Raw genomic sequence first — 26,040 nt, forward strand, 5'->3', positions numbered from 1 at the left:
CCTCCTCGACACGCTCGGTGAGGGTGGCCGACGCGACTCCATGGCACCGCGCTCTTCCCTCCGGCTCAAGATCGTCACCTCCGAGACGACCACGCACACCCACTGTCCTTACTGCGCCTTCCAGTGCGGCGTGGTCATGACGGATCGCGCGGACCACGCGGGGGCGATCGACGTCCGACCGGACGACGATTTCCCCGTCAACCGCGGGCAGATGTGCATCAAGGGGTTCACCTCCGCGGCGCTGCTCGATCACCCCGAGCGGCTGACGGTGCCGAAGATCCGCGGGCGCGCCGGCCGCCTCCTGCCGGCGCGCTGGGACACGGCGCTCGATTTCGTCGCGGAGCGGCTCCTCCGGCTGCGGGAGCTCCACGGCCCCGAGGCGCTGGCCGCGTTCGGGAGCGGCGCCCTGACGAACGAGAAGACCTACCTCCTCGGCAAGTTCGTCCGACTCGCCCTCCAGTCGCCGAACGTCGATTACAACGGCCGTTATTGCATGGCCTCGGCGGCCGCGGGGCACAACAAGGCGTTTGGCATCGACCGCGGCCTGCCGTTCCCCGTGTCCGATATCGCCCAGACCAAGGCGCTCCTCCTCTGGGGCGCGAACTGCGCGGAGACCCTGCCGCCGATCATGCAATGGATCTTCGCGCAGCGCGACAACGGCGGCGCGCTCATCGTCGTCGACCCGCGGCGCACCGACACGGCGCGCGCCGCGGCGCTCCACCTCCAGCCCACGCCCGGGTCCGACCTGGCGCTCGCGAACGGCCTGCTCTACCTCGCCCTCGAGGAGAAGCTCGTCGACACGGCGTACATCGCCGCGCGCACGGACGGGTTCGACGATCTCCGGCGCGCCATCCTCTCGTACCACCCGGCGCACGTCGAGCGGCTGACCGGGGTCTCCACGCACGATCAGCTCAAGGCCGTGCGGCTGCTCGCCGAGGCGCCGAGCAGCATGCTGCTCTCCGGCCGCGGGCCGGAGCAGCAGTCGAAGGGGTCAGACACCGTGCTCTCCTTCATCAACCTGATGCTCGCGCTCGGCAAGGTCGGCAAGCCGTACAGCGGCTATGGCTGCCTCACCGGACAGGGCAACGGCCAGGGGGGCCGCGAGCACGGCCAGAAGGCCGATCAGCTCCCCGGCTACCGGCATATCGAGGAGGCGGAGCACCGGGAGGCCATCGCCCGCGTCTGGGGCATCGACCCTGCCGAGCTGCCGGCCAAGGGGAAGAGCGCCTACGAGCTGCTCGACGCGCTCGGCCCCGAGGGCGGGATCCGCGCGCTCCTCGTGTTCGGATCCAACGTGGCTGTCGCGTCGCCGAACGCGCTCAACATCGAGCGGCGGCTCGCCTCGCTCGATCTGCTCGTGGTCTGTGACGCCTTCGTCAACGAGACGGCCCGGGACGCCCACGTCCTCCTTCCGGTCGCGCAGTTCGCGGAGGAGGAGGGGACGATGACGAACCTCGAAGGGCGGGTGATCCTGCGGCAGAAGGTCCGCCCCGCGCCCCCCGAGGTGAAGACCGATATCGAGATCTTCTGCGAGCTCGCGCGCCGCCTCGGCGCGGGCAGGCACTTCCAGTACACGTCCGCTGAGCAGGTGTTCGACGAGCTGCGCCGGGCGACCGCGGGCGCCAAGGCGGACTACAGCGGGATCACCTACGACAAGATACGCCGGAACCGAGGCGTCTTCTGGCCGTGCCCGTCGGTCGAGCACCCGGGGACTCCGCGCCTCTTCGCCGAGCGGTTCCACCACCCGAACGGCCGGGCGCGGTTCCACGCTGTCCATCACCGCCCCGCCGCCGAGCTCCCCGACGAGGCCTATCCGCTCTACTTCACGACGGGCCGCTACAAGGAACACTACAACTCCGGCGCCCAGACGCGCCGGGTCTCCACGCTCGAAGAGGCCAAGCCCGAGCCGAAGGTCGAGGTCCACCCCAGGCTGGCGGCGCGCCTCGGCGTCGTCGATGGCGACTTTCTGCTCGTCGAGAGCCGGCGCGGAGCGGTCAGTTTCCGGGTAGCGGTCGTCCCTTCGATCCGGCCGGACACGCTCTTTGCTCCGTTTCACTGGGGCGGCAAGAAGGCCGCCAACGTCCTCACCGTGCCGGCGCTGGACCCGACCAGCCGGATGCCGGAGTTCAAGGTGTGCGCCGTCAGGGCGCGCCGGGTCTCGGAGTCGAACTGATGCGAAGGAAGGACCTTGTCATCGTTGGCAACGGCATGGCGGCGTGCCGCCTGCTGGACGAGCTGATGTCGCGCGGCGCCAGGGACCGCTACGACATCACCGTCTTCGGCGAGGAGCGGGGCGGCGCCTACAACCGTGTCCTGCTCAGCAAGGTGCTCGCGGGGGAGGCGCCGGACTCCATCGTCACGAAGCCCCCCGCCTGGTACGAGCGGAACGGGGTGCGGCTCGTCAGCGGGACCTCCGTGGCGCGGATCGACACCGGGTCGAGGGCGGTCGTGGCGGCGGACGGCGCGCGCCATCGTTACGACGTCGCCGTGCTCGCGACAGGCAGCCAGCCGCTCGTCCCGCCGCTCGAGGGCATGACGACCTCGGAGGGCGATCTGCGCCCGGGCGTGTTCGTGTACAGGACGATGGACGATTGCGTCCGGATGCGCGGCAGCGCGCGGGCGGGAGACAACGCCATCGTGGTCGGCGGCGGGCTCCTCGGCCTGGAGGCGGCCAAGGTGCTGAGCGACATGGGCCTCCACGTGACCGTCATCCACGTGGCGAAGAGCCTCATGAACGCGCAGCTCGATCCGATGGGCGGCGACATGCTCGAGCAGCACATCGAGCGCTGCGGCATCTTCGTCCGCACCGGGCGCACCGTCGAGGCCATCTGCGGGGAAGAGGCGGTCGAGGGGTGTCGCCTCGACGACGGCAGCGTCCTGCCGGCCGACATGGTGGTCCTCGCGTGCGGCGTCCGGCCTCGCGTCGACGTCGCGCGCGCCTCCAACCTGCCCATCAACAAGGGCATCGTCGTCAACGACACGATGGCCACCCAGGTGCCCGGCATCTACGCGATCGGCGAGTGCGCGGAGCACCGGGGCAGGCTGTATGGCATCGTGACGCCCATCTGGGAGCAGGCCGCCGTCCTCGCCGACGTCCTGACGGGCGCGAACCCGCAGGCGCGTTACCGGGGTACGAAGCTGTATACCCGGCTGAAGGTGGCGGGCGTCGACGTGACCTCCATGGGCAGCACCGAGCCGGAGCTCGAGAGCGACGACGTGCTCCAGGTCGTCGAGACGCGGAAGAGCACGTACCGGAAGCTGATCCTCCGCGACGGGCGGCTGCTAGGCGCCCAGTTCGTCGGCAACACCGCGGCCGCGGCCACGCTGGTGCAGCTCTTCGATCGCAACGATCCGCTGCCCGCCGACCCTCTGGAGGCGCTCTGCGCCGGCGGCGGCGCGGGGCCGGCGGCGCAGGCCGAGCGCATCGTCTGCAACTGTCACAAGGTCAGCGAGGCGACCCTCCGGGAGGCCATCGAGGGCGGCGCCTGCTCGCTGGAGTCGGCGTGCGCCGCGACCAAGGCCGGCACGGGGTGCGGCTCCTGCCGTGGCGAGGTCGCCCAGCTCGTGGCCCGGCACGCGCCCTCGCCGGAGGTCGCCAGCGGCCGCGCCGTGGCCGTCGGATAACGTGGAAAACACGCCGCGGGGAGCCGAGCGGCGCGGTTGCGCGCTTGGCGCGCGAGGATCCGCCCCGCTATAGACGCCGGCGAATGCACCACACGCCGCGCGAGCGCCTCCACGAGCTCTTCACCAAGGTCGACGCGTTCTTCGCGAGCGCGAGCGCCCGCCACGGCGAGCGGATGGCCTGCCGCACCGGGTGCAGCGACTGCTGCCGGCGGCGGTTCTCGGTGACGTCGATCGAGGCCGACGCGATCCGCGAGGCGCTCGCGGCGCTCCCGGAGGCCGACCGCGCGGCGCTGGCGGAGCGCGCGCGGGCGGGCGATCCGGGCGTGTGCCCGGCGCTCGACGGGGAGGGGAGGTGCGCGATCTACGCGGCGCGGCCGCTCATCTGCCGCACGCACGGCCTGCCCATCCGGTTCGCGCCGGCCAGCGAGCGCGCACTGCCGGTCATCGACGCCTGCCCGAAGAACTTCGTGGGAGAGGACCTCCACGCCGTCGAGGCGTCGTCGGTCCTGGACCAGACGACGCTGTCGACGGTGCTGGCCGCCCTCGACATGGCCCACGCCGACGCGGCGGGGCAGCCGCGAGGGCAGCGCGTCGCGATCGCCGCGGTGCTCTCGGGCGAGGGGTAGCTGCCGCCGGGCCGTCGGCTTGATGACAAGCCGGTCCGGCTCAGCCGACCGACGGTCGTCGGCGCCATGAGGCTCCCGGCCTCGGCTTGCGCGCGCTCGCGGTGGCACAGATCAGGCGTTGGCACAGGCCAGCTATGGCCCAACTATTGGCTCATTGTGCGCCATGTGCTGAGCGGCTGCCCATGGGAACGCGCTGATTTACGGCAAATCCAGGTTGGCCCGTTGGTTGCTCTTAGGTGGTGGCCCACGCTGGACCGATGGCAGGTCACGGCACACGCCGTCATCGGTCCGGAGGGGCAGCTTATCCGGAGGATAGAATGACCAAGTCGATCAAGGGGTTTGGGTTGGTGGCGGCGGCTGGCGTGGTGTTCGCGGCCTTGCTCAGCGGTTGCGGCTCGCAGGGGGCTGATCGCGGGCCGGACGTCGGCTCGATCAGCTTGCCGCTCGCGGCCGATGCGCCGTCTGGAGCGCGATATCGGCTCCGCGACGCCACGTTCGAGATCTCGAACGGTTATTACTACTACGAAGACGAGAATACCTCAGCCATGGCTGTCGGTGGTAGCTACGGAACTGTGGTGACGGTCAGCAGCGAGGATCAGGATCCGAACGAGACCACCCTCCTCGTCGATCTGGAGCAGGGAGGGTACAGCGTCACGCTCCTTCCGGGCTGGCACTTCGAGAAGGTCGAGGACGGCACGGTGACGGATCCGAACGTGGAGGCCACGCTGCTCTCGTCGCAACGGCTCTACCTGTACGTCTCGCCGCGTTCGACGACCTGGGCCGAGTATGCGTTCGGTATCGGGAGCAGCGAGCTGTGGCTCAACGGCAAGTTGAACCTCGGTATCAACGTCTACGAAGATCCGGAGGACTACTACGGCGGAAACGTGACTGCGGGCGGCACCGGGGGCGCGGGCGGCGGCGACTACAGCTCTGGCTACAGCGCTGCGGGGGTCGGCGGCAGCGGCGGTTACTAGCGCTGGCGCGAGGAGCGGAGCGGAGCGAGCGACGTCATCGCCCGTCAGCGAGGGCTGCACTGCACGACGCAGAAGGCCGTGGCGCCCTTGGCGCGGGCGCTCGCCTCGCACGACCGCTTCGCTTGCTGCGACGCCATGAAGCGGTCGTTCGCCGAGCCATTGCCGAACACCATCTGATAGTTGCACGCGCCCGCGAAGCCGCAGACGCGCACGGACGCGCTCGCCGTACACCACCAGGACGTCCCGCCCGCCGCGCTTCCGTTGCTCGGGCTCCCATTCGAGGAGCCCTCGCTCGGTGTGGTGGGCGTCCGCGCCGCCGTCGACAGAGGCGCCGGCGCCTCGCCCGTCTCGTCGCCGGCAGCAGGCGACGGGGCGTCACCCGCGGCGCGGTCGCCGGTGGAGGGGTCTTCGCCCGCCGCCTCGTCGGCCTCCTCGTCGGGGCGAAGCGGGGTGCTCGTCGACCTGGGCACCACGGGCGAGACGCCGGCTGTCGACACGCTGGAAGGCGTGGTCTCGACGACGGTTTGCTCCGGCGATGCGCTCGCCACCAGGTACACCGCGCCGCCGATCACGAAGATGGCGCCCACGCCCAGCGCGAACAACCCGCCGAGGACGATGAGCACGATCACGAGCGGCGACAGGCCTGACTTCGGGCGCTGCGGCGGCGGTGGAGGGGAGTAAGGCGGCGGCTGCGGAGGGTAGTGATGCGGCGGTTGCGGAGGGTACTGAGGCGGCTGCTGCGGAGGGTACTGAGGGCGCCCTGGACCAAACATCTCGCAGTCATAGCGCAGCGGAGCCGTCCGCGCTGCGTGAGACGAACACCCACGCTGTCGGCGAACGAGCGATGTCGCGTCTTGCTCGCGTCTCGCTCGCGTCTCGCTCGCGTCTCGCTCGCGTCTCGCTCGCGTCGGACGAGCCCGCCCGCAGGGGCGCTGTCCGCGGCGGTGTCGCTCCGGAGCCGGCGGAGCGGCGCTCCGCGGCCCGCTCACACCCAGCCGGTCGTGGCGCGCAGGAGCAGCCCGAGCCCGAGCGACGCGCCGTTCGCGAGCGCCGAGGCCGCGATGGCCTGCGTGGCAGGCAGCTCGCGCAGCGCGAGCCGGTAGACGCCGAGCTCGAGCAGCACCGCCCAGAGCTCCGAGAGGGCCAGTCGCGCCGTGGCGCCGATCGCGAGGGCGGGGAAGATGAACCACACCGCCGGGTGACTCGCGAGGTTGGCGACGACGACGAGCGCGGCGCGGCGGCCTCGTGACCGCTCCGCCGCGCCGAGCAGCGGTGAGGCGACGGCGAGCTCGATGAGCAGCGTGAACGCGAACGCGCGCGCCCAGGCGGCCACCAGCGGATCGGTGAAGACGCGGCTCATGGCGCGGCCGGCTGCGCGGCGATCTCGGGCCCGCCGCCGTCCACCCCGCGCGCGCGCCCGGACCGCTCCTGGCGCGCCTCCGCGGCGCGCCGGCCGACGTCGCCGCGGACATAGAAGTACGCGAGCAGCGCGAGCTCCAGGTAGCCGTGGAAGGAGGCGAGCGAGAGCACCAGGTTGCGCGTGCCGAGCGCGCTGCGCAGGGCGCCGAGCAGCACCAGGACGGCGACGACCGCCACGGCGGCGAGCCCTGCGTCCCCGAAGTCGCGCCGGAGCGAGCGCGCGGACATGCGGAAGGTGGTTGTCCGCTGGCCCGGGTGATCTTCCTGGGGAATGAGCAGCAGCCAGACCGCGTAATGGACGGACTGCAGGAACGCGTAACATGCGGTGAGCGCGACCGCGGAGCGGGTCGGCAGCCCGGGAGCGAGCCAGTCGCTCGCCAGGAGAAGGTGCAGCCCGAAGGCGTCCAGCCACCCGGCGCGCAGGGTGAGCGAGGTCATTGCCCCGCTCGCGAGGAGCGCGGTACCGGCCAGCACGAGGCCGAGCGGCCACGCGACCGCGCGCACCCGGCGGCGGAAGAGCGCGAGCCACAGCGCGAGCGCGACCAGGTTGTGCGCGTGCGCGAGCACGAGCCGGAAGCCGCGCGGCGCGGCGAGCGCCGCCGCCGACAGCGCCACGACGGCGGCGGCGGCCAGCGCGACGCGCCGCCACGCGCGCGACGCGAGCGCGCCGGCGACGACCGCGGCGCCGAGCCAGGCGGCGAGCAATACGTGCTCGGCGCGGAGCAGCGCCGCGGCCGAGCCAAAGAGCTCCTGGGCGCCGCGCAGCCCGACCAGCGCGGCGCAGGCCGCCCAGACGACGCCGCGCCACCATGTCGGCAACCCGCGCCGCAGCACGAGGTAGCGCACGTCGGCCGCGACGTGCAGGACGCCGAGCAGGATGGGCCCGAGCACGAGCAGCGCGCTCGGCGCAAAGACGGCCATGGTGAAGGCGCCGAGCGCGTTGGCCGCGGCGAGGGTGGCTATCCTGCGGTCGGGGCGCGCCACGACCGCGATCGCGAGCTCGCTCCGGCGGAGCAGGCCGAAGAGGCGCCGCCGCGCGCCGTCGAGCGGCGCGACGCCGCGCTCGAGCAGGCGGGCCACGCTCGCGGGCGGAGGACCGGGCGCGCGCACGGTCGAGGCCCGGTTCAGCGGCGCCGGCGGGCGGTCACGAGCGCCGCGGCGCCGCAGAGCAGCATCAGCCCCGCCATCGCGCCGCCCGAGGCGGCTCCGCTCATGGCGCAGCCGCCGTCGTCCGATGACGCCTTGTCCGCGCCCGCGCTGCCGGCCGACGTCGAGTCCCCGCCCGAGGCCGACGTCGCGTCCCCGCCCGACGCAATGCACAGATTGCAGTCGTATTCCATCGTGGTGAAGCCGCCGTCCTCGCCCGGCAGCGTTCGCTGGCACTTCTGCTGCGTGCACGTGCCAGGCTCGTTGTACGCGGGCCCCGCGTTGTTACAGCTCGACCCCGGCGTGTCGCAGCTCTCGGGCGGCGGGACGTCCGCCCGCGCTGAAGAAGAGGTGAGCAGCGGCGCTGCGAGCAAGGCGGCGATCGCCACAAAGCACGAGGGCTTCATCATCCCGCCACTCTGTGCTTTTCTCCGGAAAACTTCAAGAGCGGTGCCGCCGATCCACGCTCGTGCACCTGGCCCTTGCGAGGAAAATATACCTGGGTAACACCGAGACGATCAGATACTACCCGGTAAAAATATATGGACACCAACATCGAAGTCGAAGCGCCGTCCGCGCCGCGCGGCGTGCACGACATGACGCAGGGCAAGCCGCGCGCGCACGTCGTGGCGTCATGCTGTTCATCCTGGCCGGCATGGCGATCCAGACCCTGTATGGCCTGATCGACATCTACTGGGTGGGTCGCCTCGGGAAGGAAGCCGTCGCCGCCGTGGCGGTCTCCAGCAACCTGATGTTCGTCTCCCTGGCCGCGACGCAGATGCTCTCGGTCGGCTGCGTGGCGCTCGTCTCGCAGGCGGCCGGAAGAAAGGAGCTCGGCGAGGTGCAGCGCCTGTTCAACCAGGTGCAGAGCCTCGCCACGTGGGCGGGCGCCCTCTTCCTCGTGCTCGGCCTCGCGCTTCACCGCACGTACGCCGAGAGGCTCTCGGGAGACGCCATGACCGCCGAGCTCGCGCGCAGCTTTCTGCTCGCGTTCATTCCGGCGCTCGCGCTGCAGTTCACGATGGTGGGGCTCGGCTCGGCCCTGCGCGGCATCGGCGACATGAAGCCGGGGCTCGTGGCCCAGACCGCGAGCGTGCTGCTCAACATGGTCCTCGCGCCCTTCCTCGTCTTCGGCTGGGTATCGGGGCGCCCGCTCGGCGTGTTCGGCGCGGGCCTCGCCACGCTCCTCGCGACCGCGGCCGCCGTCGTGGGGCTCGCCGTCTATCTGCTGCGCGGCAAGACCTTCCTTCGCCTCCGCCTCGCCGACTGGCAGCCTGACCTCGCCACCTGGCGAAAGCTGGTGGCCATCGGCTTGCCCTCGGGCGCGGAGTTCTTGTTGCTGGCCGTCACCATGGGCGTGATCTACGTGGTCACGCGCCCCTTCGGCTCGGAGGCGCAGGCCGGGTTCGGCATCGGGCTGCGGCTGATGCAGGCCGGCTTCATGCCTGCCGTGGCGATCAGCTTCTCCGCTGCGGCGGTCGTCGGCCAGAACTATGGCTCCGGCGCCCACGCGCGCGTCCGAGAGACCGCGCTCGAGAGCGTGAAGCTCGTGCTCGGGTTCATGCTCTTATTCACCCTGATCTGCCAGGTCTTCCCCGCGCCGCTCGTCGCGCTCTTCTCGCCCGCGCCGGACGTCGTCGCGGCCGGCGTCGACTACCTCCAGGTGACCTCCTGGAGTTACTTCGCGAGCGGCATCGTGTTCGTCTGCGCCGGCGTCTTTCAAGGCCTCGGCAACACCTGGCCTTCGCTCGCCGCCTCGGGGGCGCGGGCGGTCGCGTTCGTCCTCCCCGTGCTCGTCCTGAGCGCGCGCCCCGGCTTCCGCATGCACACCATCTGGCTCGTCTCGGTCGGCGCCACGCTCGGCCAGTTCGGGCTCCAGCAGATCCTGCTGCGGCGCGAGCTCGCCCTCAAGGCGCCCGTGTCGCCCTGACGCGCCGCGGGGGGGGCGGCGCGGCGCCGGGCCGAGCGCAGCTTCAGGGACGTGCGCCCGCCGTCCTGGCGGGCAGGGCGCGCACCTGGTTCTTCCGCATGACGTCGGCCGTCAGGCGCGCCGCCAGGGCGCGCGGCACGAGGCGCCCGAGGTTCGCGAGGAGGTAGTTGCCGAGGCCGTGGATGGCGTGGGTTCGCCCCGTCGAGAGGGCGCTCAGGCCGAGCCGCACGACGTCGCTCGCCTTTGCCTTCGCGCCCACGGCCGCGGCTTCCCCGGCGATCTCGAAGAACGGCGTCTCGGTCGCGCCGGGGCAGAGCGCGACCACCTTCACGCCCCGCTCGCCGAGCTCGGCCCAGAGCGCCTCGCTGAACGAGAGCACGAAGGCCTTGGTCGCCCCGTACACCGCCATCGAGGCGATCGGGTAGAACGCCGCCGTGGAAGCGACGTTGAGGACCGCGCCGCGCGTCCTCACGAGGTCGGGCAGGAACGCGTGGGTCATCGCGACGAGCGCGCTCACGTTGAGCGTGATCTCCTCGAGCTGCCTCGCGATCGGCGTCTCCTCGAAGCGGCCGTGGGTCGCGAATCCGGCGTTGTTGACGAGGAGATTGACGGTCACGCCGCGGCGCGCGACCTCGGCGTGCACGCGCGCGATCGCCCCCTCGCTCGTGAGGTCGTCGGCGATCACCTCGACGCGGACGCCGTGCGCGGCGCGCAGCTCGGCGGCGAGCGCCTCGAGCTTGTCGCGCGAGCGGGCGACGAGGATCAGGTGGCATCGCTGCGCGGCGAGCTGGCGGGCGAATTCGGCGCCGATGCCGGTGGAGGCTCCAGTGACCAGGGCGTTCCGGTTCTCGAAGGGGTGTCGCGTCATGCCTCCATGTGTAAGCTCTGGGTGGATGCGCGAGAACGGGCATCTTCGGGCATCGGAGTTCCACGGATGAAAAACGACGCCTTCTCCTGGGACGACCTGCGCGTGCTGCTCGAGGTCGAAAGGCGCCGCAGCTTCCTCGGCGCGGGCAAGGCGCTCGGGCTCTCCACCTCGACGGTCGGGCGGCGCATCGACGCGCTCGAGCTCGCGCTCGGCCGGAAGCTCGTGCACAGGACGACCGCCGGAACCTCGATCGATCCGGCGGCGCGCGCGCTCGTCGCGCTCGCCGAGGGCATGGAGAGGGAGCTCCGCGTCGAGGGGAGGGACGCGCGCGGCGCCGAGTCGCTCGAGGGCGTTGTGCGCGTCTCGATCAAGGAGAGCTTCGCGCGCCCGATGGCGAAGGTCCTCTCCGCGTGGCGGCGCATCCACCCCGAGACGCTGATCGAGCTCGCGTCGGAGGCGCGCCTCGCGGACGTGGCGAAGCGTGAGGCCGACCTCGGCGTCCGGACGGTGCGCTCGTCGTCGAAGGCGCTCGTCGAGAAGCGCCTCGGCACGTTCTCGTACGGCCTCTGGGCCTCGAACGAGTATGTCGAGCGCCACCTGCGCGACGGCCACCTGCGCGAGGCGGACTTCCCGCGGCACGACTTCGTCGGCTACGACGGGCCAGGGCGGGAGTCCGAGCAGGAGCGGTGGCTCGTCGCCCGCGGCGCGCGCCGGTTCCCGTTCCGTTCGAGCTCGGACGACGCGATGCTCACGGCCGCGAGCGAGTCCCAGGGCATCTGCATCTTCGCGGACGCGCTCGCGCGTGACGTGCCCGGGCTGCGGCGGCTCGCCTGCGCGACGCCGCTCCCGACGGTGAGCGTGTACCTCGTGGTCCACCGGGATCTGCGGCGCGTTCCCCGGATCCGCGGCGTCGCGGGGGCCATCGAGGAGGCGATCAGGCAGATCGCCGTTCGTGAGAAGGCCCGCGGCTAGTTCCGCCCGCCAGGAGTCCGGAGGGAGAATTTAACGCAAAGGCGCAAAGACGCAAAGGCGCAAAAATACATGAGTTTTTTTCTCTCTCTCTCCCTTGCGCCTTTGCGTCTTTGCGCCTTTGCGTTGAACTCTCCCCCTCCTCTCTCCGTCTCTCCGGCCAGCGCCCGTTCGTTGATGAGCGCCCGCTGAAGCGTGAAGACAGTCGATGCGCGGGGCCGGGCCGCGCGGTGGTCGTCGCACGGCCCGCCGCCGTCTCTTGCGAGATCACCTGCCCAGCGCAATCATCTTCTCGTTTACCCAGTCGTCGCCGGCAAGGGGGTGCACGCCGGCCCCGTCCCGATCGAGCGCGATCCCCACCGAGAGCAGCCCGCTCTTCACGAGGAACGCTCCTCTGGGGGTCTGCCCGTCGGACTTCGTGAGCCGCCCGCGGATCGCGAGATCGCCCCCCGTTGCCTCAAGCAGCCTGAAATCGACGCCGGCGTTCGCGCGCCTCACCTTCGCGGATGCCTTGAGCCCCTCCATCGTGAGGAGCCCCGCGGCCCAGCCGGGAATGGCATCCTCGGCGTCGAGCAGCATCACGGCCGGCCGCGCGTCCTTGCACTCCAACCGGATCGCCGCCTCCATGAGCCCCTGCCTCACCTCGGCGTCCTCGATGTCGATGTGCGCCCACCAGCCAGGGAGCGCCTCGCCCTCGTGCTCGATCGCGAGATCCTCGATGTCGATGCGGCCCTTCCGCAGCTTGGCTGCCTGATTCAAGACGTTCGCCGCGTCGAGCGTCATGCGCGCCGCCACGTCGCCCTTCACCTTCGTCTTCTTCCACTGCAGGGCGCCGTGTTTCAACAGCAGGTTCAGCGAGCCCGTCCCCCGGCCCAGCGGGTCGACCTCCAGGCTGCTCCGCACGAAGGCTGCGCCGCCCGTGAACCGCGGCGCGTCCGGCGCGGCGCCCTCGGCGTTCAGCCAGCGCAGGTCCGGGATCGCCGCGGCGACGACATCCACCTTCGACGCGAACCCCGGCTGGAGCCGCAGGAGGTGGAGCTCCGGCGCGTCGAAGGTGGCGCTCGCCCTCTCCACGACGATGGGCGGCAGCCCGCTTCCCGGGCGCTCGAGCGTCGCGCGGGGCAGCGTCACGGCGAGGCGGGCCGCTCCGCGCTCGTCGACGCGGAGCGCCGCGCGCGCCTCGGCGGTCGCGCGGAGCGACGCGGTGGAGGCCACGAGGTGGCTCGTCTCGTAGGACGCGGTGCTGCCCGGCTCGACGCTCCCCCGGTTCACGACGAGGTTCGTCCGGAGCTCTCCGCTCCCATCCTCGAGCCGGGGTGCGGCGCCCTCGCCCGCGGGAAGGGGGATGAAATCGAGCCCCGGCAGCTGCGCGTCCAGGCGGACGCGCGCCCAGGCGGTTTCGAGGACGTCGAGCCCGTCGACGTCCCGCGGATCGAACGTGCTCATCGTCACGTCGGCGTCGGCGTCGAGACGCGCGACGACGCGATCGGCGACGTGGACCTCGCCCGACCGGAGCTCCAGCGCGACGGGCCCGACGCGAACGGCGCGGAGCGGCTTGTAATAGAACCCTCCCCGCACGTGACCGCCGCCGGCATACCGGACTTGCTGGATCCAGACCTCCTTGAGCGTCGTGTCGATGCCTTCCAGGTGCACCGTCCACAGGTTGTAGCCCTCGTCCGAGTTCTCGAGATCGTGCTTCGGCGGCAGCTCCGGCTTGAGCGGCGGGTTCGCGAACTCCGGGATGGGCGGCAGCGCCTGGATGTGCGGCGCCTCCAGATCGCGCTCGCTCGTCGGATCCACGAGCATCCGCATCCGGAACACGAAGCCCGTGGCGCGGATGTCCTCCGCGTAGAACTTCTTCCGGAGGAGATCGGTCAGGTGGATATCGACGTCCGCTTCGTCGAGCTCCACCGCCCACTGAAGCACGCTGTCGGAGCCGCTGAGCCGGAGCTCTTTGACGTGAACGACGCCGGGCCAGAGGCTCCACGCCGAGCCGTAATAGAGCGAGGCGTCGACGGGGTTGTAGCTGACGAGCCTCGCGATGAGCCCCGTGCTCAGCATGGCGTTCACGACGACGACGTAGCCGAGCCAGAGCGCGATAGGCAGGATCAACAGCGCCTTCAGCGCCCTCCTGGCCCGTGGCCCGAAACGCCCGCTGAGCGCAGGTGGAGACTTCAGCGCGGCAGCTTCGTGCAGGAGCGCGTGCATGAGCTCCATCGATCGCACGCGCCATGCCGCGAGCTGAGCCGCGGCGCGGGGGGGCGGGCTCAAGGCTGGCCGTGGCGATCTGCCCCGCTCGTGGCGAACCTCGACATGCGCGGACCGCGGGGGGGGCCCGATCTCGCGCGGACGCGCCCGGAAATGGCCCTGCCGCGAGCGCTCGGCCCCCGTCGGACCCGGCAGGCACCCGGCTTGCTAACCCAGCGAACGCCGGCGCTGGCGAGCCTGTCGCGCGTCGACGCCGCTGGAGGTCCGCTGATGTCGATCTTCCAGCTTCCAGCCATCACCCGAGGTCACCATGAACCACACTGTCCATCACGACCTGAACGACGAAGAAGCGAAGAGCGCGGTCCTGCGGGCGATGGCGAAGTATTGTGATCGATACGCGGAGTACGCTCCCTCCATTTTCTGGAGCGACGAGCGGCGCGCGGATGTCGGCATCTCCTTCAAGGGCTTCACGCTCTCCGGGCGGCTCGAGCTCCGGCCCAAGGCCGTCGACTTCGCGATCGACATGCCGCTGCCGCTGCGCATGTTCAACCGGATGGCGATCGCGGCGATCGACGCCGAGGTGAGGCGGTGCATCGATGACGCGCACCGCGATCGCGCGCGGCGGCGCGCTCCGAGCGCGGTTGCGCAGGAGGCGCTCTGAGCGGCCCGCGCCATGAAGAGCGGAAGCGCCACGACCACCCGTGAAAGGCGCCGCCCGCGGAGCGCCCCGCGCCGCGAGAGGCGCGGATCCGCGAGCGGCGTCCTCGTCCGCCGGCGCCGCGTCAGCGTGTCGGTCGAGTCCGTCGAGACGGTCGAGCTCGCCCGCACGGACGGCGAGCTCGCGGGGACAGGGCAGCTCACCCCGTCACCGGTCGAGTCCGCCGAGTCGGCCGGGCTCCGGTACGTGAATGACGGTGAGCCGGGGATCTCCAGGCGAGGGGCGGGCAAGGGCTTTCGTTACGTCGACGCCGACGGTCGCTCCGTCAAGGACGACGCGACGCTCGCGCGCATCCGCCGCCTCGCGATCCCGCCCGCGTGGACCGAGGTGTGGATCTGTCGGAGCGAGCGCGGGCACATCCAGGCGACAGGGCGGGACGCGCGCGGCCGGAAGCAGTACCGGTATCACCCGCGCTGGCGCGAGGTCCGCGACGAGACGAAGTACGACCGCATGCTCGCCTTCGGCGCGGCGCTCCCGGCGATTCGCGCGGCGAGCGAGCGGGATCTCGCGCTGCCTGGCCTGCCGCGCGAGAAGGTGCTGGCGGCGGTGGTGCGCCTGCTCGACGAGACGTCGATCCGCATAGGGAACGACGAGTACGCGCGCGACAACGACTCGTATGGCCTCACCACGCTCCACGACGAGCACGTCGAGATAGAGGGGAGTCTCATCAGGTTCCACTTCAGGGGCAAGGGCGGCAAGGAGCACGCGATGACGGTGCGGGATCGGCGGCTCGCCCGCATCGTGAAGCGCTGTCAGGACGTGCCTGGCCACGAGCTGTTCCAGTACATCGACGGCGAGGGCCGGCGGCAAAGGATCCATTCGGACGACGTGAACGAGTACCTGCGCTCGGTCGCGGGCCACGACTTCACGGCGAAGGACTTCCGCACCTGGACCGGCACCGTGCTGTGCGCGTCGTTCTTCTGCGAGATGGAGATCGCGAGCTCGGTCCGCCAGGTGAAGAAGCGCGTGGCGCAGGTGATCGACAGGGTGTCCGCCCGCCTGGGCAACACACGAGCGGTCTGTCAGCGTTGTTATGTCCACCCCGCCGTGATCCGCGCCTACACGGAGGGCGCCCTGCAGTCCCTGATCGACGCCGAGGAGGCCGTCGCGGACGGGGCGCTCGCGGCGCTCCGGCCGGAAGAGGCGAAGATGCTCCGGATCGTCCGCGGCTTCGGCGAGCGAGAGGCCGTGCCGCTCGTGACCCGCCTCAGCGAGAGCGTGCGCGCGGTGAGCGCACGGCGAGCCGGCAAGAGCGCGAAGCGTCTCTCCAGGGAACGACGCGCCGCGGCCTGAGCCGCGCTGCGGCGAGCGCAGCAGCAACCGCGCGGGGATGCGCCTCGCCGCGCTGTTCCCGACGAGTTTGCCGTGTCGTTGCGTCACAGCGTGATCGCCTCGCTGTGGCATCGTGCCGCGGACGCGACGGGTGCTGTTGCTGTGTTCGCGAGCGGCCCGCGATCTCACGCCGGATACGCGCGCGGTACGGTTCGTGTTGTGCATAGCTCCCTGGAAAACCAGCGCGCGCGGCGCGAACCCTCAGCCAAGGAGGTCTGCATGGCGAGCCAGCGGTTGATCACGGGGATGGTGCGAGCACGTGGGGAGGCCGAAGACGCCGTCCGGCGCATCCTGGACAGCGGGCACACGCGACGGGACGTCTGCGCCATCGTGAGCGAGGCGACGCGCCGCCAGCACATCTTGCGCTCGCGCGCATACGGCGCGGCATCGCACGGGAGCGCGCTGACCTCCGTCCTCGCCGCGGCGAGCGCGGGGCTCGTGGTCCCGGGGCTGCGGCTCGCGGTGGCCGGCCCCATCGCGGTGAGGCTCGCGGACGCGAGCTCGGCGAGCGAGACGGCCAGCCTGAGCAGCGTTCTCGTCGACGCCGGGATCCCCGAGCAGAGCGCGCCGGAAGTCGAGAGGCGCCTCAAGGAAGGCGCGATGCTCCTCGGCGCCCTCGCGCGCGACGAGAAGGACGCCGCGGCGCTGCGCGCGATCCTGCGAGACGCGGACAACGGCGATTTCTGCGGCACGGGCAAGGGAGCCCGCGTGTTCGCCGCGCTGTGAGCCGCCGGCGCTCAGCGCTCCGCGTCGTCGCTGGAGAGAGCCGCCTCTGGATCGATGAGCTCGCTTCATGACCGCGAAGTCCTGGACATTGGAACGGGACTTGAAGGGAATGAAAGAGTTCAGCCGAGACTGATGAAGAACGAGGCGAACATGTACCCCTGAGGCAACGGGGGGCGCGCGCCTTCCCGCGGCGGCGACGATCCCTGGCGATCGCGGCTCCTGCGTGGACGCATGGCGCGGCGGCCCACCTTGGGAGGTAAGGAGGAGAGGAATCGGGCGTTAACCAGACATCTCAGGAGAGTACCCCATGGAACCGGTCGCATTCGCAGACGAGAGCGTGGGCCTGGACGGACTCATCGACGACGACTCGATCGAGCAACTCAAATCGTTCTGCCGCGGCGAGATGTCCGCGGTCGAGACCTACCGTCAGGCCATCGCCGCGGCGCGCCAGGGCTGGGTTGCTCACCACCTCCGGCTGAACCTCGCGTCGCACGAGGCGCGGGTGAAGGTGCTGCGCCGGCGGATCGAGGAGCTCGGAGGCGACCCCCCGGCGAGCTCCGGGCCATGGGGCGCGTTCGCCAAGGCCGTCGAGGGGACCGCGCTGGCGCTCGGCCACAAGACGGCGCTCTCGGCGCTGGCCGAGGGGGAGGAGCACGGCCTGAAGGACTACCGGAACGACATCGAGGAGCTCGACACCGAGTCGCACGCCCTGGTGCGGGACGTGATCTTGCCGCAGCAGGTCTCGACGCGCCGCTGGCTCGCGGATCTCAAGCGGCAGCTGCCCTGACGCGCGAAGCCGTCGGCGGATTGTCTGATGGATGACGTCGTCTTCGTCGCGTGCTTTCACACGCGCCGAAGGCCCGAGTCATGGAAGCGGAGGCGCTGAGGGCAACGTCGGTGTTGGGACGGGGTGAACTCCCCCGCTCAGCCCTTCGCGTCGTATCCCGCCTGGAGCAGCTTCGCGATCGTGGAGAGCTGCATGTTCGACGTCCCCTCGTAGATCTTCCCGATCTTCGCGTCGCGGTAGAGCTTCTCGACAGGATAGTCCTTGGTGAAGCCGACGCCGCCCATGAACTCGATACAGAGCGACGCCGTCCGCTCGGCGACCTCGGACGCGAACAGCTTGGCCATCGCCGCCTCCTTCACGAACGGCTGGCCCGCGTCCTTGAGCCGCGCGGCGTTGTAGACGAGGAGGCGCGCGGCCTCGATCTCCATGGCGACGCGCGCAACCTGGAACTGCACGCCCTGGAAGCTCGCGATCGACTGGCCGAACTGCTTCCGCTCGCCCATGTAGCGCATCGCGTGGTCGAACGCCCCCGCGGCCAGGCCGAGCATCTGCGCGCCGATGCCGATACGGCCCTCGTTCAGCGTCTCGATGGCGATCTTGTAGCCCTTGCCGACCTCGCCGATCACGTTGCCCTCCGGCACCTCGCAGTCCTCGAGGACGAGCTCACACGTGCTGGAGGCGCGGATCCCGAGCTTGTTCTCCTTCTTGCCCACCGAGAAGCCGGGGAAGGAACGCTCGACAACGAAGGCCGTGATGCCCTTGTAGCCCTTCGTCGGATCGACGTTGGCGAACACAAGGAACACCGAGCTCTCGTTCGCGTTCGTGATCCAGAGCTTGCGGCCGTTCAGGATCCAGCGGTCGCCCCGGCGCTCGGCGCGGGTCGCGAGCGCGAACGCGTCCGAGCCCGAGCCCGCCTCGCTCAGCGCATACGAGCCGATCCAGTCGCGGGCGAGCCGCGGGAGGTACCTCTCCTTCTGCGCCTCGGTGCCCCAGCGGAGGAACGCATTGGCCACCAGGGTGTTCTGCACGTCGACGAGCACGCTCACGCTCGGGTCGACAACGGCGAGCGCCTCGATGGCGAGGATCGCGCTGAAGAAGCCCGCGCCAGAGCCCCCGTACGCCTCCGGGATCTCGATCCCCATGAGGCCGAGCTCGAACAGCGAAGGGAGCAGATCGTGGTCGAGCGCGCCCTCTTCGTCCATCGCCGCCGCGCGCGGCGCGACGCGCTTCCGGGCGAAATCAAGCACCGAGTCGCGGAAGAGGCGCTCCTCGTCGGAGAGCTGGGTGAGCGGGGGGTGGGACACGACGGTTTCTCCTTGTGGGCCCATGGCGCAGCGCGGCGCCGTGGCGGCGTCGCCCCACTATGCTACGCGAGGGCCACGAGCGAAAGCCGTTCGAGAGCGCCCCGCCCGGTCATCGCCGCGGCGCAACGCAGGCCACGCCGCGTCGGCGGCGGACGGGGCGCGCCGCCCCGAGCCGCCTCATCCGTTGTGTCGCCGCTCGCTCCGGGGTCGCGATCGTCCAGGCTGCCACGCGCGTCGCTTCACCTGGACGCTCACGCGCGCTTGCCCGCGGGCGCGTCGCGCCGGCGGCACCGGAGCAGCGTGTGGGCGAGGCCGAGGTGGTCGGTCTCCGCCTCGACGACGAGGCCCGCCTCGTCGATGCAACGCCGGATATCGGCGGCGCTGTACATGCGGCTGTTCCCGTTCGCGAGGCACGTGAAATACAGGGAAGAGCCGTGAAGACAGTGGACCGCCACCTCGTTCGTCTGCCGATCCCAGAACGTGTCGAGGATCCAGAGCACCGTCTCGTCCCCCATGGCCGACGCGGCCCGCCGGAGGATCTGGACGATGTCCGCCTCGGAGAAGCACACGAGGAACTGGCTCATCCAGATGGCATCGAAGCCCGTCGGGAACGCCTGGCCGTGATCCAGGAAATCGATGGGGGTGCCCATGATCCGGCCGAGCAGGCCGTGCCGCTCGACGTTGACGCGCGCGTCCTCCAGCTGGCCCGGCAGGTCGAGCACCGTGACGCGCACGTCGGGGTCGTGCGTGCAGCACTGGATCGCCCACCGCCCCGTGTTGCCTCCGATGTCGAGGAGCGTCCTCGGCCTCCGCTCGAACACGACGGGCAGCGCCTCGGGGAACGCGGAGTCGGAGTAGAGGTGATCGAACGCAAACCAGCTCTCCCTCACCTTCGGCGGGAGCGCCGGGAGCGCCTCATAGACCGTCGGCCACTCGCCAAAGACCTTCAGGCCAGCCGGCTTGCCGCCCTCGATGGCCTCGTCGAGAAAGCGCATGCCCTCGTAACAGACGTCATGGATGAAATCCATGTTGATGCGGGTCATCCTGTCATTCTCGACGATGAGCCCGACCCGCGTGATCGTGTAGCGCTCGCCACGCTCTCGCGGCTCTGCGTGGGCGTTTGTGCCGCTCGCGACGTTCGCGCCGCCTGCGCGCTCCACAAGGCCGAAGCTCAGGCTCGCCTCCAGCAAGGTCTTGGCGGCATAGGCGGAGAGGCCGGTGTCCTGGGCCACCTCCGCCGGTGTCCTGCCGCCTTTGCCAGCGCGCTGGAGCGCTTTGAGGACGCCGCGGTTTCGCATCACCCGCGCCACCTGGAACATGACGGGCGCAAACGCGATGCGCTGGGCGGCGAGCATGGCGTCGAGGGTGGGATTCGTGGCGGGATCGTTCTTCATCGAGCTCCGGTCGTCGGGGGTGAGGTCAAGGCTAGGGTGCACCCTAGCGCTGGAGGAGCAAGACGAAGCCGCAGACGCCCGTGAACAGCAGCGCGCACTCTGCCCGACCCTCGTCGGCGAGCGAGATCCCCGTCACGCCGCAGAGCATGCCGAACACGAGGCTCACCACGCTGATCCGCCGCCGCTGGTCGATCGACCGGACCCGCGGCGGAGTGGGCGGTCTCGTGCGGTACGGGCTTGCCACCCCGTGATGATACCACCAGCGCCGCGATCACAAGGACGCCGCCGCGATGTCGAACAGCTCCTCGTCGGTGAGCGGCAGCGGGTTCGCCTTCATGCTGCTCGCCGCCCGGGCCTTCGCGACGAGCGCCGGGAGGTCCGCCTCAGCCATGCCGTAGCGCCGGAGCCCCGGGATCGCGAGGTCACGGCAGAGCTCGCGGACCCAGGCGATCCCCTCCTCGGCGCTGGCGCCGGCGCGCCCCGTGACGAGCTCGGCCAGCTCGTCGAAGCGCGGCAGCGCGCGGTGAGCCGGGTCGCGCGCGCGCAGCGCCCGCAGGTTGACCTCCAGGACGGCGGGTAAGAGCGCCGCGCACACAGCGCCGTGCGGCGCGTCGAACATGCCCCCCGCGGGCCCCGCGAAGCCGTGGACGGCCCCGAGGCCGGCGTTCGCGAGGCAGAGGCCGCCGAGCAGGCTGGCGATCGCGAGGTCGTCCCGGGTCGGGGCGTCGGTGCCCTCCAGGACCGCGCGGCGCAGCGAGCGCGCCGAGCGGCGGATGCCCTCGCGCGCGAGGCCGTCCGTGAGCGGGTTGCTGCGGCTCGACAGGAACGGCTCGATGAGCTGCGAGAGCGCGTCGAGCCCGCTCGACGCGAGCACCCCGGGCGGGGCGCCCGCGAGCAGGTCGGGGTCGACCACCGCGAGGCGCGGCAGCATGTGCGGGCTGCGCAGGCTCGCCTTCACGCCGGCCTCCCGCGACGCGAGCACCGCGTTGCGCGTCACCTCCGCGCCGGTGCCCGCGGTCGTGGGGATCGCCACGAACGGCAGGGATGGCCTGGAGAGCGCTCCCCCCTTGCCGATGACCTCCAGGTAATCGAGCGGGTCGCCGCCGTTCGCGACGAGCGCGGCGATCGCCTTGCCGGCGTCGATCGCGCTGCCGCCGCCGAGCGCCACAACGACGTCGCACCGCTCGGCCGCGGCCCGCGACGTCCCCTCGCGGGCGGTGTCCACCGTGGGCTCGCCCGCGACGGCGAAGCGCACCGCGGCGACGCCCGCCGCGGCGAGCCCGGCGAGGAGCGGCGCGGCGCGGCCGGGATCCTGCCCGGTGACGACGAGCGCCCGCGTCCCGCCGAGGCCCCGCACGGCCGCGGGCACCTCGGCGATCTTGCCAGCGCCGAAGGCGATGCGCGTCGCGGTGGCGAACTCGAAGGCGGGTTCATTGCTGGGAGGCGCCATGTCAATACCCCGCGTCGTCAGGGAAGACATTGACGTATTTCCGGCTGGTCCGCGGCTCGGCCATCATCTCGGCGACGGTGTCCCGCCACCGCTGGTAATGCGCCGTTTCCTTGTGTGCGGCCGGCGCTTCCTTGGTCCTGTAGACCTCGACGAGCACGAACCGCGCGGGATCCTCGGTGTCCTGGACGACGTCGAACCGGGCGATCCCCGGCTCCTTGACGCTCTCGCGTGCGTTCTCGATCGTCGCGCTCCGGAAGGCGTCGACGAGCTCGGGTCTGACACGTACATGCACATGTACGACGAACAGGCTGTTGGACATGCGCGCAATCTAGCTCGGGCGCGCTGCCACAGGAACCCGGCTCGCGCCGCGGCCGGCCTTCCGGGAGAGAGCGCGGGCCGCGCGGGCTCGGCCGAGCGCGCTGCCTCCGGGCGGGGCGCGGCGGCGGGCGGCGGGGCGGGCGCGCGGGTGGCGGGGCGGCCGGCAGAGCGCCGTCGCCCCCTGCGTGGACTCCCGACTTGGCTCGGCCGGCTCGCGCACTACGATCGTCGTGACCCGGCGTGTGGCTCGGCAAGAGTCGAGTGCATGAGCGCCGCGAGCGAGGAAGGTCGATATGGCGGATCCGACCACGGAGAGCCCGCAGCCCGATGCCGCGGAGACCATCGCGCTGCATTCCATCGAGTTCAGGTCCGATCACGGTCTCCTGAAGGACTGCAATCAGGAGAGCGGCTGGAGGAACGAGGGGCCCCTGTGCCCACGGCCGGAGTGGACGCCGGGGGGCGCCGTCCCCCTCTCCATCTCGATGGGGCGGCACATCGTCGTCCGGCTCGCGCTGGCGCAGCGCGACGCCTACAGCGCGGCGGCGGCCGAGATCCGCGCCGTGGGGCCGGGGGGCATCGTCCTCGAGAGCCGCGGCGGCGGGGCCGTCGCCCGGCCGCTCGATCTCTTCTCCTCGCGGCAGATCGGGAGGAAGATCCAGAAGTTCAACCTCGCCCTGAGCTGGTCTGCGGGGGGGGAAGCTACCGTGTCGCCCGCCCGGACCTCGAATGTCGTCTATGTCACGATGGGCAGGCCCCAGACCGACAGACAGGATGTCTGGCAGGAAGATGGGGTGACCTTGAAGCGGATGGACAGGGCGGTCTCCTGGATCGCGCCGATGGATACCCTCCATCCCCACGAGATCGTGGAGGGGGTCATGGCCAGGTTCCCGACGTACACGCTCTTGCCGAGCCCCAGGGTGCCCCGGAAGTACCATCACCCGACGTACATGAACGACGAGGGCGGCGCCTGGCCGATGACCGATCACGTGGAGGAGAGCGGGGAGTGCCAGGCGATCGTCCGCCTCCTCCGCGGCATGCTGCGCCAGCTCGGGATCCCGGGGCGGACGCGCATGATCGTGGTCTGGGGCGACCCCAACGTGGGCGGCGGGCGCAGGACGCTGTCGGCCGACGTCGAGCAGAACCCGTGGGCGGGGCTCGACGTCACGAAGGTCGAGGGCGGCCGCGTGTGGCGCGCCGCGCTCGTCGACGGGCCGGTGGAGGTGGGGAGGACCTATCCGGCGTCCCATACGCGCATGCCCGACGGGACGCTCAGCCCGGGGCTCAACCGGTACGAGGCGTGCCTCGAGTTCTCCCACGGCGGCGTGACCAGGTATTACGCGGGGGGCGCCGGCGTGTTCGATTCCGTCGAGCCGATCCTGGGCGTCTTCTGGGGGCTCATCTGGTTCAGCTCGGCGCCGGACGACGGGTACCGCGTCGAGCAGATCGTGGCGACCTACAGAAACGGAGGCTGGGGATGAGCGCGGACGCATTTCACAAGCAGGACGTCGACGCGAAGATCGCGGGGTGGCTCGCGGCCGTGGCGCGCGTCTCGCCGGAGGGCTTCACGCCCGTCGAGCGCTTCGACGACGTGCCGGCCCAGGCGCGCGCGGAGTCGTTCTACTGGTGCGACTCCATCTTCCGGGGCGAGCTCAACCCGCACGGCGAGGCCGTGAAGGCGCGCCACGCGTTTCATGCCGCCACGGACGATACGCCCGACCTGCTCCGCCACGAGTACGCCGCGGGCGGGCTCGGGCTCACCGTCATCGAGGGGCGCAACTTCATTCTCGTCCAGGTCGATCGCGCGACCCTCGATATCCTCTCTCTCTGCGGTCCAGACCGCGCCGCCGCCGTGCGCCGGGTGGCCGAGGCGCTCTTCAACAGGGGCGTGGAATCGAGCGCGGTGGGCATTCCGGTGACCTCCGGCCCGGCGGCCTGCCTGGACGCCGCCGGGACACAGGAGCTCGACGAAGGGACGGTGGTTTCGAGCAATCCGGCCGTGGACCCGGATCTCCTCACCTGCTGGAAAGACCGCACGGAGTGCGGTGTTCAGGGCGGAAGGCTCTACTTCCTCTGTTACAAGAAATCGTCCCAGCGCGTGGGGTTCGCGAACGCGTGGCAATGGTTCGACGACCGGAGGGCCGGGGTCGGGTGAGGCGGGGGTAGGCGCGGAGCGCGGGAACGCGCGGGAACGTCCGGGAACGCGGATCACCGCTGCGCCGGTATTGCGTCTGCGCGCCGCGCGCGGGATGTTGCGCGCGTGGCGGGACCACAGGCACCCAGGATCTTGATCTTCCCAGGCGGCCCCTCGGGCGCTGCGCAGGCGCTCGCCGCGGCGCGCGGCTATGTCGCGGTCCCGGCGCGGGACGTCGAGGCCGGGCTGGATCTCCTGGCGACTCAGCCGTTCGACGTGGCCGTGCTGGCGGACGAGGGGCCGCTCGAGGACACGCTCGCGCTCTGCCGGCGGCTGCGCGCGGCGCCCGGGGGCGATCGCGTGGCCGTGGTCGCCGTCACCGGGAGCCCGGGCGCGACCGCGGCGCTGCTCGAGGCGGGCGCGACGGTCGTGGCGGCGGCGCTCGATCCGTCGATCGCCATCCAGCTCGACGCGGCGGTGTGGTGGGTGCGGCGGCCGTCGGCGCACGTGGCCGACCGGGCGCCCGCGGAGCGCGCGCTGCTCGAGCGCGCCGCGCGCTCCTTCCGCGACGCGTCCGCGGAGGTGATCGGCCTCCTCGTGTGGGACGCGGCGGGGGGCGTGCTCGACGCGAACGACGCGTTCCTCGGCATGGTGGGCTTCGCGCGCGAGGACGTCGAGGCGGGGCGCCTCAACTGGATGGCGATCACGCCGCCCGAGCACCGCGCCGCGGACCAGCGCGCCCTCTCGGAGGTCCTGAAGAACGGCGTCTGTCCGCCGTTCGAGAAGGAGTTCCTGGCCCGCGACGGGCGGCGCGTGCCCGTCCTCATCGCGCCTGCCCTGGTCGAGGGGGCGCGCGATCGCGGCGTCTGCTTCGCCTTCGACATGAAGGCGCGCAAGGCCGCGGAGGACGCGCTCCGGACGAGCGAGGAGCGCCTGCGGCTCGTCGTGCGCGCCACGAGCGACGCCTTCTGGGACTGGGACCTCTCGTCCGGGCGCGTCACCGGCAGCGAGCGCATGCGGAGCTTCTATGGCACGGGCGGCGCCGACATCGAGGAGGACGCTGTCTGGTGGTTCGAGCGGGTCCACCCCGAGGATCGCGATCGCGTGATGAACGGGCTGCGGCGCGCGATGGAAGGGGACGAGGGCACGTTCGAGCTCTGGTACCGGTGCCTGCTCGCGGACGGCAGCTACGCCGACGTCCACGACCGGGGCATCGTGCTGCGCGACGCGACCGGCAGGGCGTACCGGATGCTCGGGGCCGTGTCCGACGTCACGGAGCGCCGGCAGATGGAGACGCGGCTCCAGCTCGCCGATCGCATGGCCTCGCTCGGCACGCTCGCGGCCGGGGTGGCGCACGAGATCAACAACCCCCTCGCGTACATGGTCGCGAACGTCGATTTCGCGCGCAAGGAGCTCCGCGCGAAGGGGGCCGGCGCGCGCCTCGACGCGCTCCTCTCGGCGCTCGACGAGGCCGCGGAGGGCGGCTCGCGGGTACGGCACATCGTGGGCGGCCTGAAGACGTTCTCGCGGGCTGACCACGGCGAGCTCGGCCCTGTCGACGTCGACCCGGTGATCCAGCTGGTCCTGCGGATGGCGCAGCAGCAGATACAGAGCAAGGCGCGGCTCGTCCTGGAGCTCAGCCCGGTGCCGGCCGTCCACGCGAACGAGGCGCAGCTCGGCCAGGTGATCCTGAACCTGCTCGTGAACGCCGCTCAGGCGCTGCCGGAGGGGAAGGTGTCGGAGAACGAGATCCGGATCTCCACCGCCCCCGCGCCGCCCGGCCGCGTGTGCATCGAGGTGTGCGACACCGGGCCTGGGATCGCGCCGGAGCTGCAGAGCCGCATCTTCGATCCGTTCTTCACGACGAAGCCCATCGGGGAAGGGACGGGGCTCGGGCTCGCGATCTGCCACGGCATCGTGACGAGCTTTCAAGGCGAGATCGGCGTGGAGAGCGAGGTCGGCAAGGGCGCGTGTTTCCGCGTGCTCTTGCCTGTCCATGACCATCGCGCGGGGACAGGAACAGGAGAGGAGCGCAACGCCGGCTCGGGCGGGGCCTCGGACGATCTTCCCGAGGAGGCCGCTCAGTAGGCGCTCCGCCGTCCTTGGCGGACGGGCT

At 71.3% G+C, this 26,040-nt stretch carries 24 protein-coding genes; 13 read left to right on the forward strand and 11 right to left on the reverse strand.

Annotation, left to right across the window (positions count from 1 at the left end; genetic code table 11):
• Positions 1 to 40: 40 nt before the first annotated feature.
• The 4 genes from WMF45_RS06725 to WMF45_RS06740 all read left to right on the forward strand — a co-directional run bounded on the left by WMF45_RS06725 (position 41) and on the right by WMF45_RS06740 (position 5,224).
• Entirely contained in the window at positions 41 to 2,173 is a 2,133-nt protein-coding gene (locus WMF45_RS06725) for a molybdopterin oxidoreductase family protein (RefSeq protein WP_437716115.1), read from the forward strand.
• The gene (locus WMF45_RS06730) at positions 2,173 to 3,624 is read left to right on the forward strand and encodes an FAD-dependent oxidoreductase (protein ID WP_437716116.1); all 1,452 of its coding nucleotides are present in this window, start codon (positions 2,173 to 2,175) and stop codon (positions 3,622 to 3,624) included. Before WMF45_RS06725 ends, WMF45_RS06730 begins: the two co-directional genes overlap by 1 nt.
• An 83-nt stretch (positions 3,625 to 3,707) precedes the next feature.
• Positions 3,708 to 4,250, forward strand: a complete 543-nt coding sequence (locus WMF45_RS06735) for a YkgJ family cysteine cluster protein (protein WP_437716117.1) — start codon at positions 3,708 to 3,710, stop codon at positions 4,248 to 4,250.
• 317 nt (positions 4,251 to 4,567) lie between these two features.
• Positions 4,568 to 5,224 carry a hypothetical protein gene (locus WMF45_RS06740; protein WP_437716118.1) on the forward strand — a complete coding sequence of 219 codons (657 nt, stop codon included), beginning with the start codon at positions 4,568 to 4,570 and terminating at the stop codon, positions 5,222 to 5,224.
• Between the two features lie 44 nt (positions 5,225 to 5,268).
• Here the strand turns inward: WMF45_RS06740 and WMF45_RS06745 are convergent, their stop codons facing one another.
• The 4 genes from WMF45_RS06745 to WMF45_RS06760 form a co-directional block, all read right to left on the reverse strand.
• Positions 5,269 to 5,853 (reverse strand): hypothetical protein, encoded by a 585-nt coding sequence (locus tag WMF45_RS06745; RefSeq protein WP_437716119.1) that lies wholly within the window; start codon positions 5,851 to 5,853, stop codon positions 5,269 to 5,271.
• A gap of 356 nt (positions 5,854 to 6,209) precedes the next feature.
• The gene (locus WMF45_RS06750) at positions 6,210 to 6,584 is read right to left on the reverse strand and encodes a hypothetical protein (RefSeq protein WP_437716120.1); all 375 of its coding nucleotides are present in this window, start codon (positions 6,582 to 6,584) and stop codon (positions 6,210 to 6,212) included.
• Entirely contained in the window at positions 6,581 to 7,753 is a 1,173-nt protein-coding gene (locus WMF45_RS06755; protein WP_437716121.1) for a hypothetical protein, read from the reverse strand. The genes WMF45_RS06750 and WMF45_RS06755 overlap by 4 nt, the downstream gene beginning before the upstream one ends.
• Positions 7,754 to 7,767: 14 nt before the next feature.
• Positions 7,768 to 8,199, reverse strand: coding sequence for a hypothetical protein (locus WMF45_RS06760; protein ID WP_437716122.1), 432 nt, complete (start codon positions 8,197 to 8,199; stop codon positions 7,768 to 7,770).
• Between the two features lie 224 nt (positions 8,200 to 8,423).
• Between WMF45_RS06760 and WMF45_RS06765 the strand changes: the two genes are divergently transcribed.
• Positions 8,424 to 9,719 carry an MATE family efflux transporter gene (locus WMF45_RS06765; RefSeq protein WP_437716123.1) on the forward strand — a complete coding sequence of 432 codons (1,296 nt, stop codon included), beginning with the start codon at positions 8,424 to 8,426 and terminating at the stop codon, positions 9,717 to 9,719.
• A gap of 43 nt (positions 9,720 to 9,762) precedes the next feature.
• Here the strand turns inward: WMF45_RS06765 and WMF45_RS06770 are convergent, their stop codons facing one another.
• The gene (locus tag WMF45_RS06770; RefSeq protein WP_437716124.1) at positions 9,763 to 10,587 is read right to left on the reverse strand and encodes an SDR family NAD(P)-dependent oxidoreductase; all 825 of its coding nucleotides are present in this window, start codon (positions 10,585 to 10,587) and stop codon (positions 9,763 to 9,765) included.
• A gap of 66 nt (positions 10,588 to 10,653) precedes the next feature.
• Between WMF45_RS06770 and WMF45_RS06775 the strand changes: the two genes are divergently transcribed.
• Entirely contained in the window at positions 10,654 to 11,559 is a 906-nt protein-coding gene (locus WMF45_RS06775) for a LysR family transcriptional regulator (RefSeq protein ID WP_437550278.1), read from the forward strand.
• 264 nt (positions 11,560 to 11,823) lie between these two features.
• Here the strand turns inward: WMF45_RS06775 and WMF45_RS06780 are convergent, their stop codons facing one another.
• Positions 11,824 to 13,773, reverse strand: coding sequence for a hypothetical protein (locus WMF45_RS06780; protein ID WP_437716125.1), 1,950 nt, complete (start codon positions 13,771 to 13,773; stop codon positions 11,824 to 11,826).
• 301 nt (positions 13,774 to 14,074) lie between these two features.
• On the opposite strand from WMF45_RS06780, the gene WMF45_RS06785 reads away from it, so the two are divergent.
• The 4 genes from WMF45_RS06785 to WMF45_RS06800 all read left to right on the forward strand — a co-directional run bounded on the left by WMF45_RS06785 (position 14,075) and on the right by WMF45_RS06800 (position 17,327).
• Entirely contained in the window at positions 14,075 to 14,425 is a 351-nt protein-coding gene (locus tag WMF45_RS06785) for a polyhydroxyalkanoic acid system family protein (RefSeq protein ID WP_437716126.1), read from the forward strand.
• 12 nt (positions 14,426 to 14,437) lie between these two features.
• Positions 14,438 to 15,775, forward strand: a complete 1,338-nt coding sequence (locus WMF45_RS06790) for a DNA topoisomerase IB (RefSeq protein ID WP_437716127.1) — start codon at positions 14,438 to 14,440, stop codon at positions 15,773 to 15,775.
• A 258-nt stretch (positions 15,776 to 16,033) separates the two neighbouring features.
• Positions 16,034 to 16,540 (forward strand): hypothetical protein, encoded by a 507-nt coding sequence (locus WMF45_RS06795; protein WP_437716128.1) that lies wholly within the window; start codon positions 16,034 to 16,036, stop codon positions 16,538 to 16,540.
• A gap of 307 nt (positions 16,541 to 16,847) precedes the next feature.
• Entirely contained in the window at positions 16,848 to 17,327 is a 480-nt protein-coding gene (locus WMF45_RS06800) for a DUF2383 domain-containing protein (protein ID WP_437550287.1), read from the forward strand.
• Between the two features lie 137 nt (positions 17,328 to 17,464).
• Here WMF45_RS06800 and WMF45_RS06805 read toward each other — a convergent pair whose 3' ends face one another.
• The 5 genes from WMF45_RS06805 to WMF45_RS06825 all read right to left on the reverse strand — a co-directional run bounded on the left by WMF45_RS06805 (position 17,465) and on the right by WMF45_RS06825 (position 21,794).
• On the reverse strand, positions 17,465 to 18,631 hold the full coding sequence (locus tag WMF45_RS06805; RefSeq protein ID WP_437716129.1) for an acyl-CoA dehydrogenase: 1,167 nt from the start codon (positions 18,629 to 18,631) through the stop codon (positions 17,465 to 17,467).
• A gap of 251 nt (positions 18,632 to 18,882) precedes the next feature.
• A complete protein-coding gene (locus tag WMF45_RS06810) occupies positions 18,883 to 20,025 on the reverse strand; it encodes a class I SAM-dependent methyltransferase (protein WP_437719503.1) in 1,143 nt (380 codons plus the stop codon).
• 43 nt (positions 20,026 to 20,068) lie between these two features.
• A complete protein-coding gene (locus WMF45_RS06815) occupies positions 20,069 to 20,269 on the reverse strand; it encodes a hypothetical protein (protein ID WP_437716130.1) in 201 nt (66 codons plus the stop codon).
• A 27-nt stretch (positions 20,270 to 20,296) separates the two neighbouring features.
• Entirely contained in the window at positions 20,297 to 21,475 is a 1,179-nt protein-coding gene (locus WMF45_RS06820; protein WP_437716131.1) for an iron-containing alcohol dehydrogenase, read from the reverse strand.
• Position 21,476: 1 nt separating this feature from the next.
• Positions 21,477 to 21,794, reverse strand: a complete 318-nt coding sequence (locus tag WMF45_RS06825) for a putative quinol monooxygenase (protein WP_437298262.1) — start codon at positions 21,792 to 21,794, stop codon at positions 21,477 to 21,479.
• A gap of 292 nt (positions 21,795 to 22,086) precedes the next feature.
• Here WMF45_RS06825 and WMF45_RS06830 point away from each other — a divergent pair, with 292 nt between their 5' ends.
• The 3 genes from WMF45_RS06830 to WMF45_RS06840 all read left to right on the forward strand — a co-directional run bounded on the left by WMF45_RS06830 (position 22,087) and on the right by WMF45_RS06840 (position 26,012).
• Positions 22,087 to 23,271, forward strand: a complete 1,185-nt coding sequence (locus WMF45_RS06830; protein ID WP_437716132.1) for a hypothetical protein — start codon at positions 22,087 to 22,089, stop codon at positions 23,269 to 23,271.
• Positions 23,268 to 23,945, forward strand: a complete 678-nt coding sequence (locus WMF45_RS06835; RefSeq protein ID WP_437716133.1) for a hypothetical protein — start codon at positions 23,268 to 23,270, stop codon at positions 23,943 to 23,945. Before WMF45_RS06830 ends, WMF45_RS06835 begins: the two co-directional genes overlap by 4 nt.
• 132 nt (positions 23,946 to 24,077) lie before the next feature.
• Entirely contained in the window at positions 24,078 to 26,012 is a 1,935-nt protein-coding gene (locus WMF45_RS06840; RefSeq protein ID WP_437716134.1) for an ATP-binding protein, read from the forward strand.
• The last annotated feature ends 28 nt before the right edge of the window (positions 26,013 to 26,040 follow it).

This window comes from Sorangium sp. So ce448 (assembly GCF_051520915.1).
In the GTDB taxonomy this organism is placed as follows: Bacteria; Myxococcota_A; Polyangia; order Polyangiales; family Polyangiaceae; genus Sorangium; species Sorangium cellulosum_B.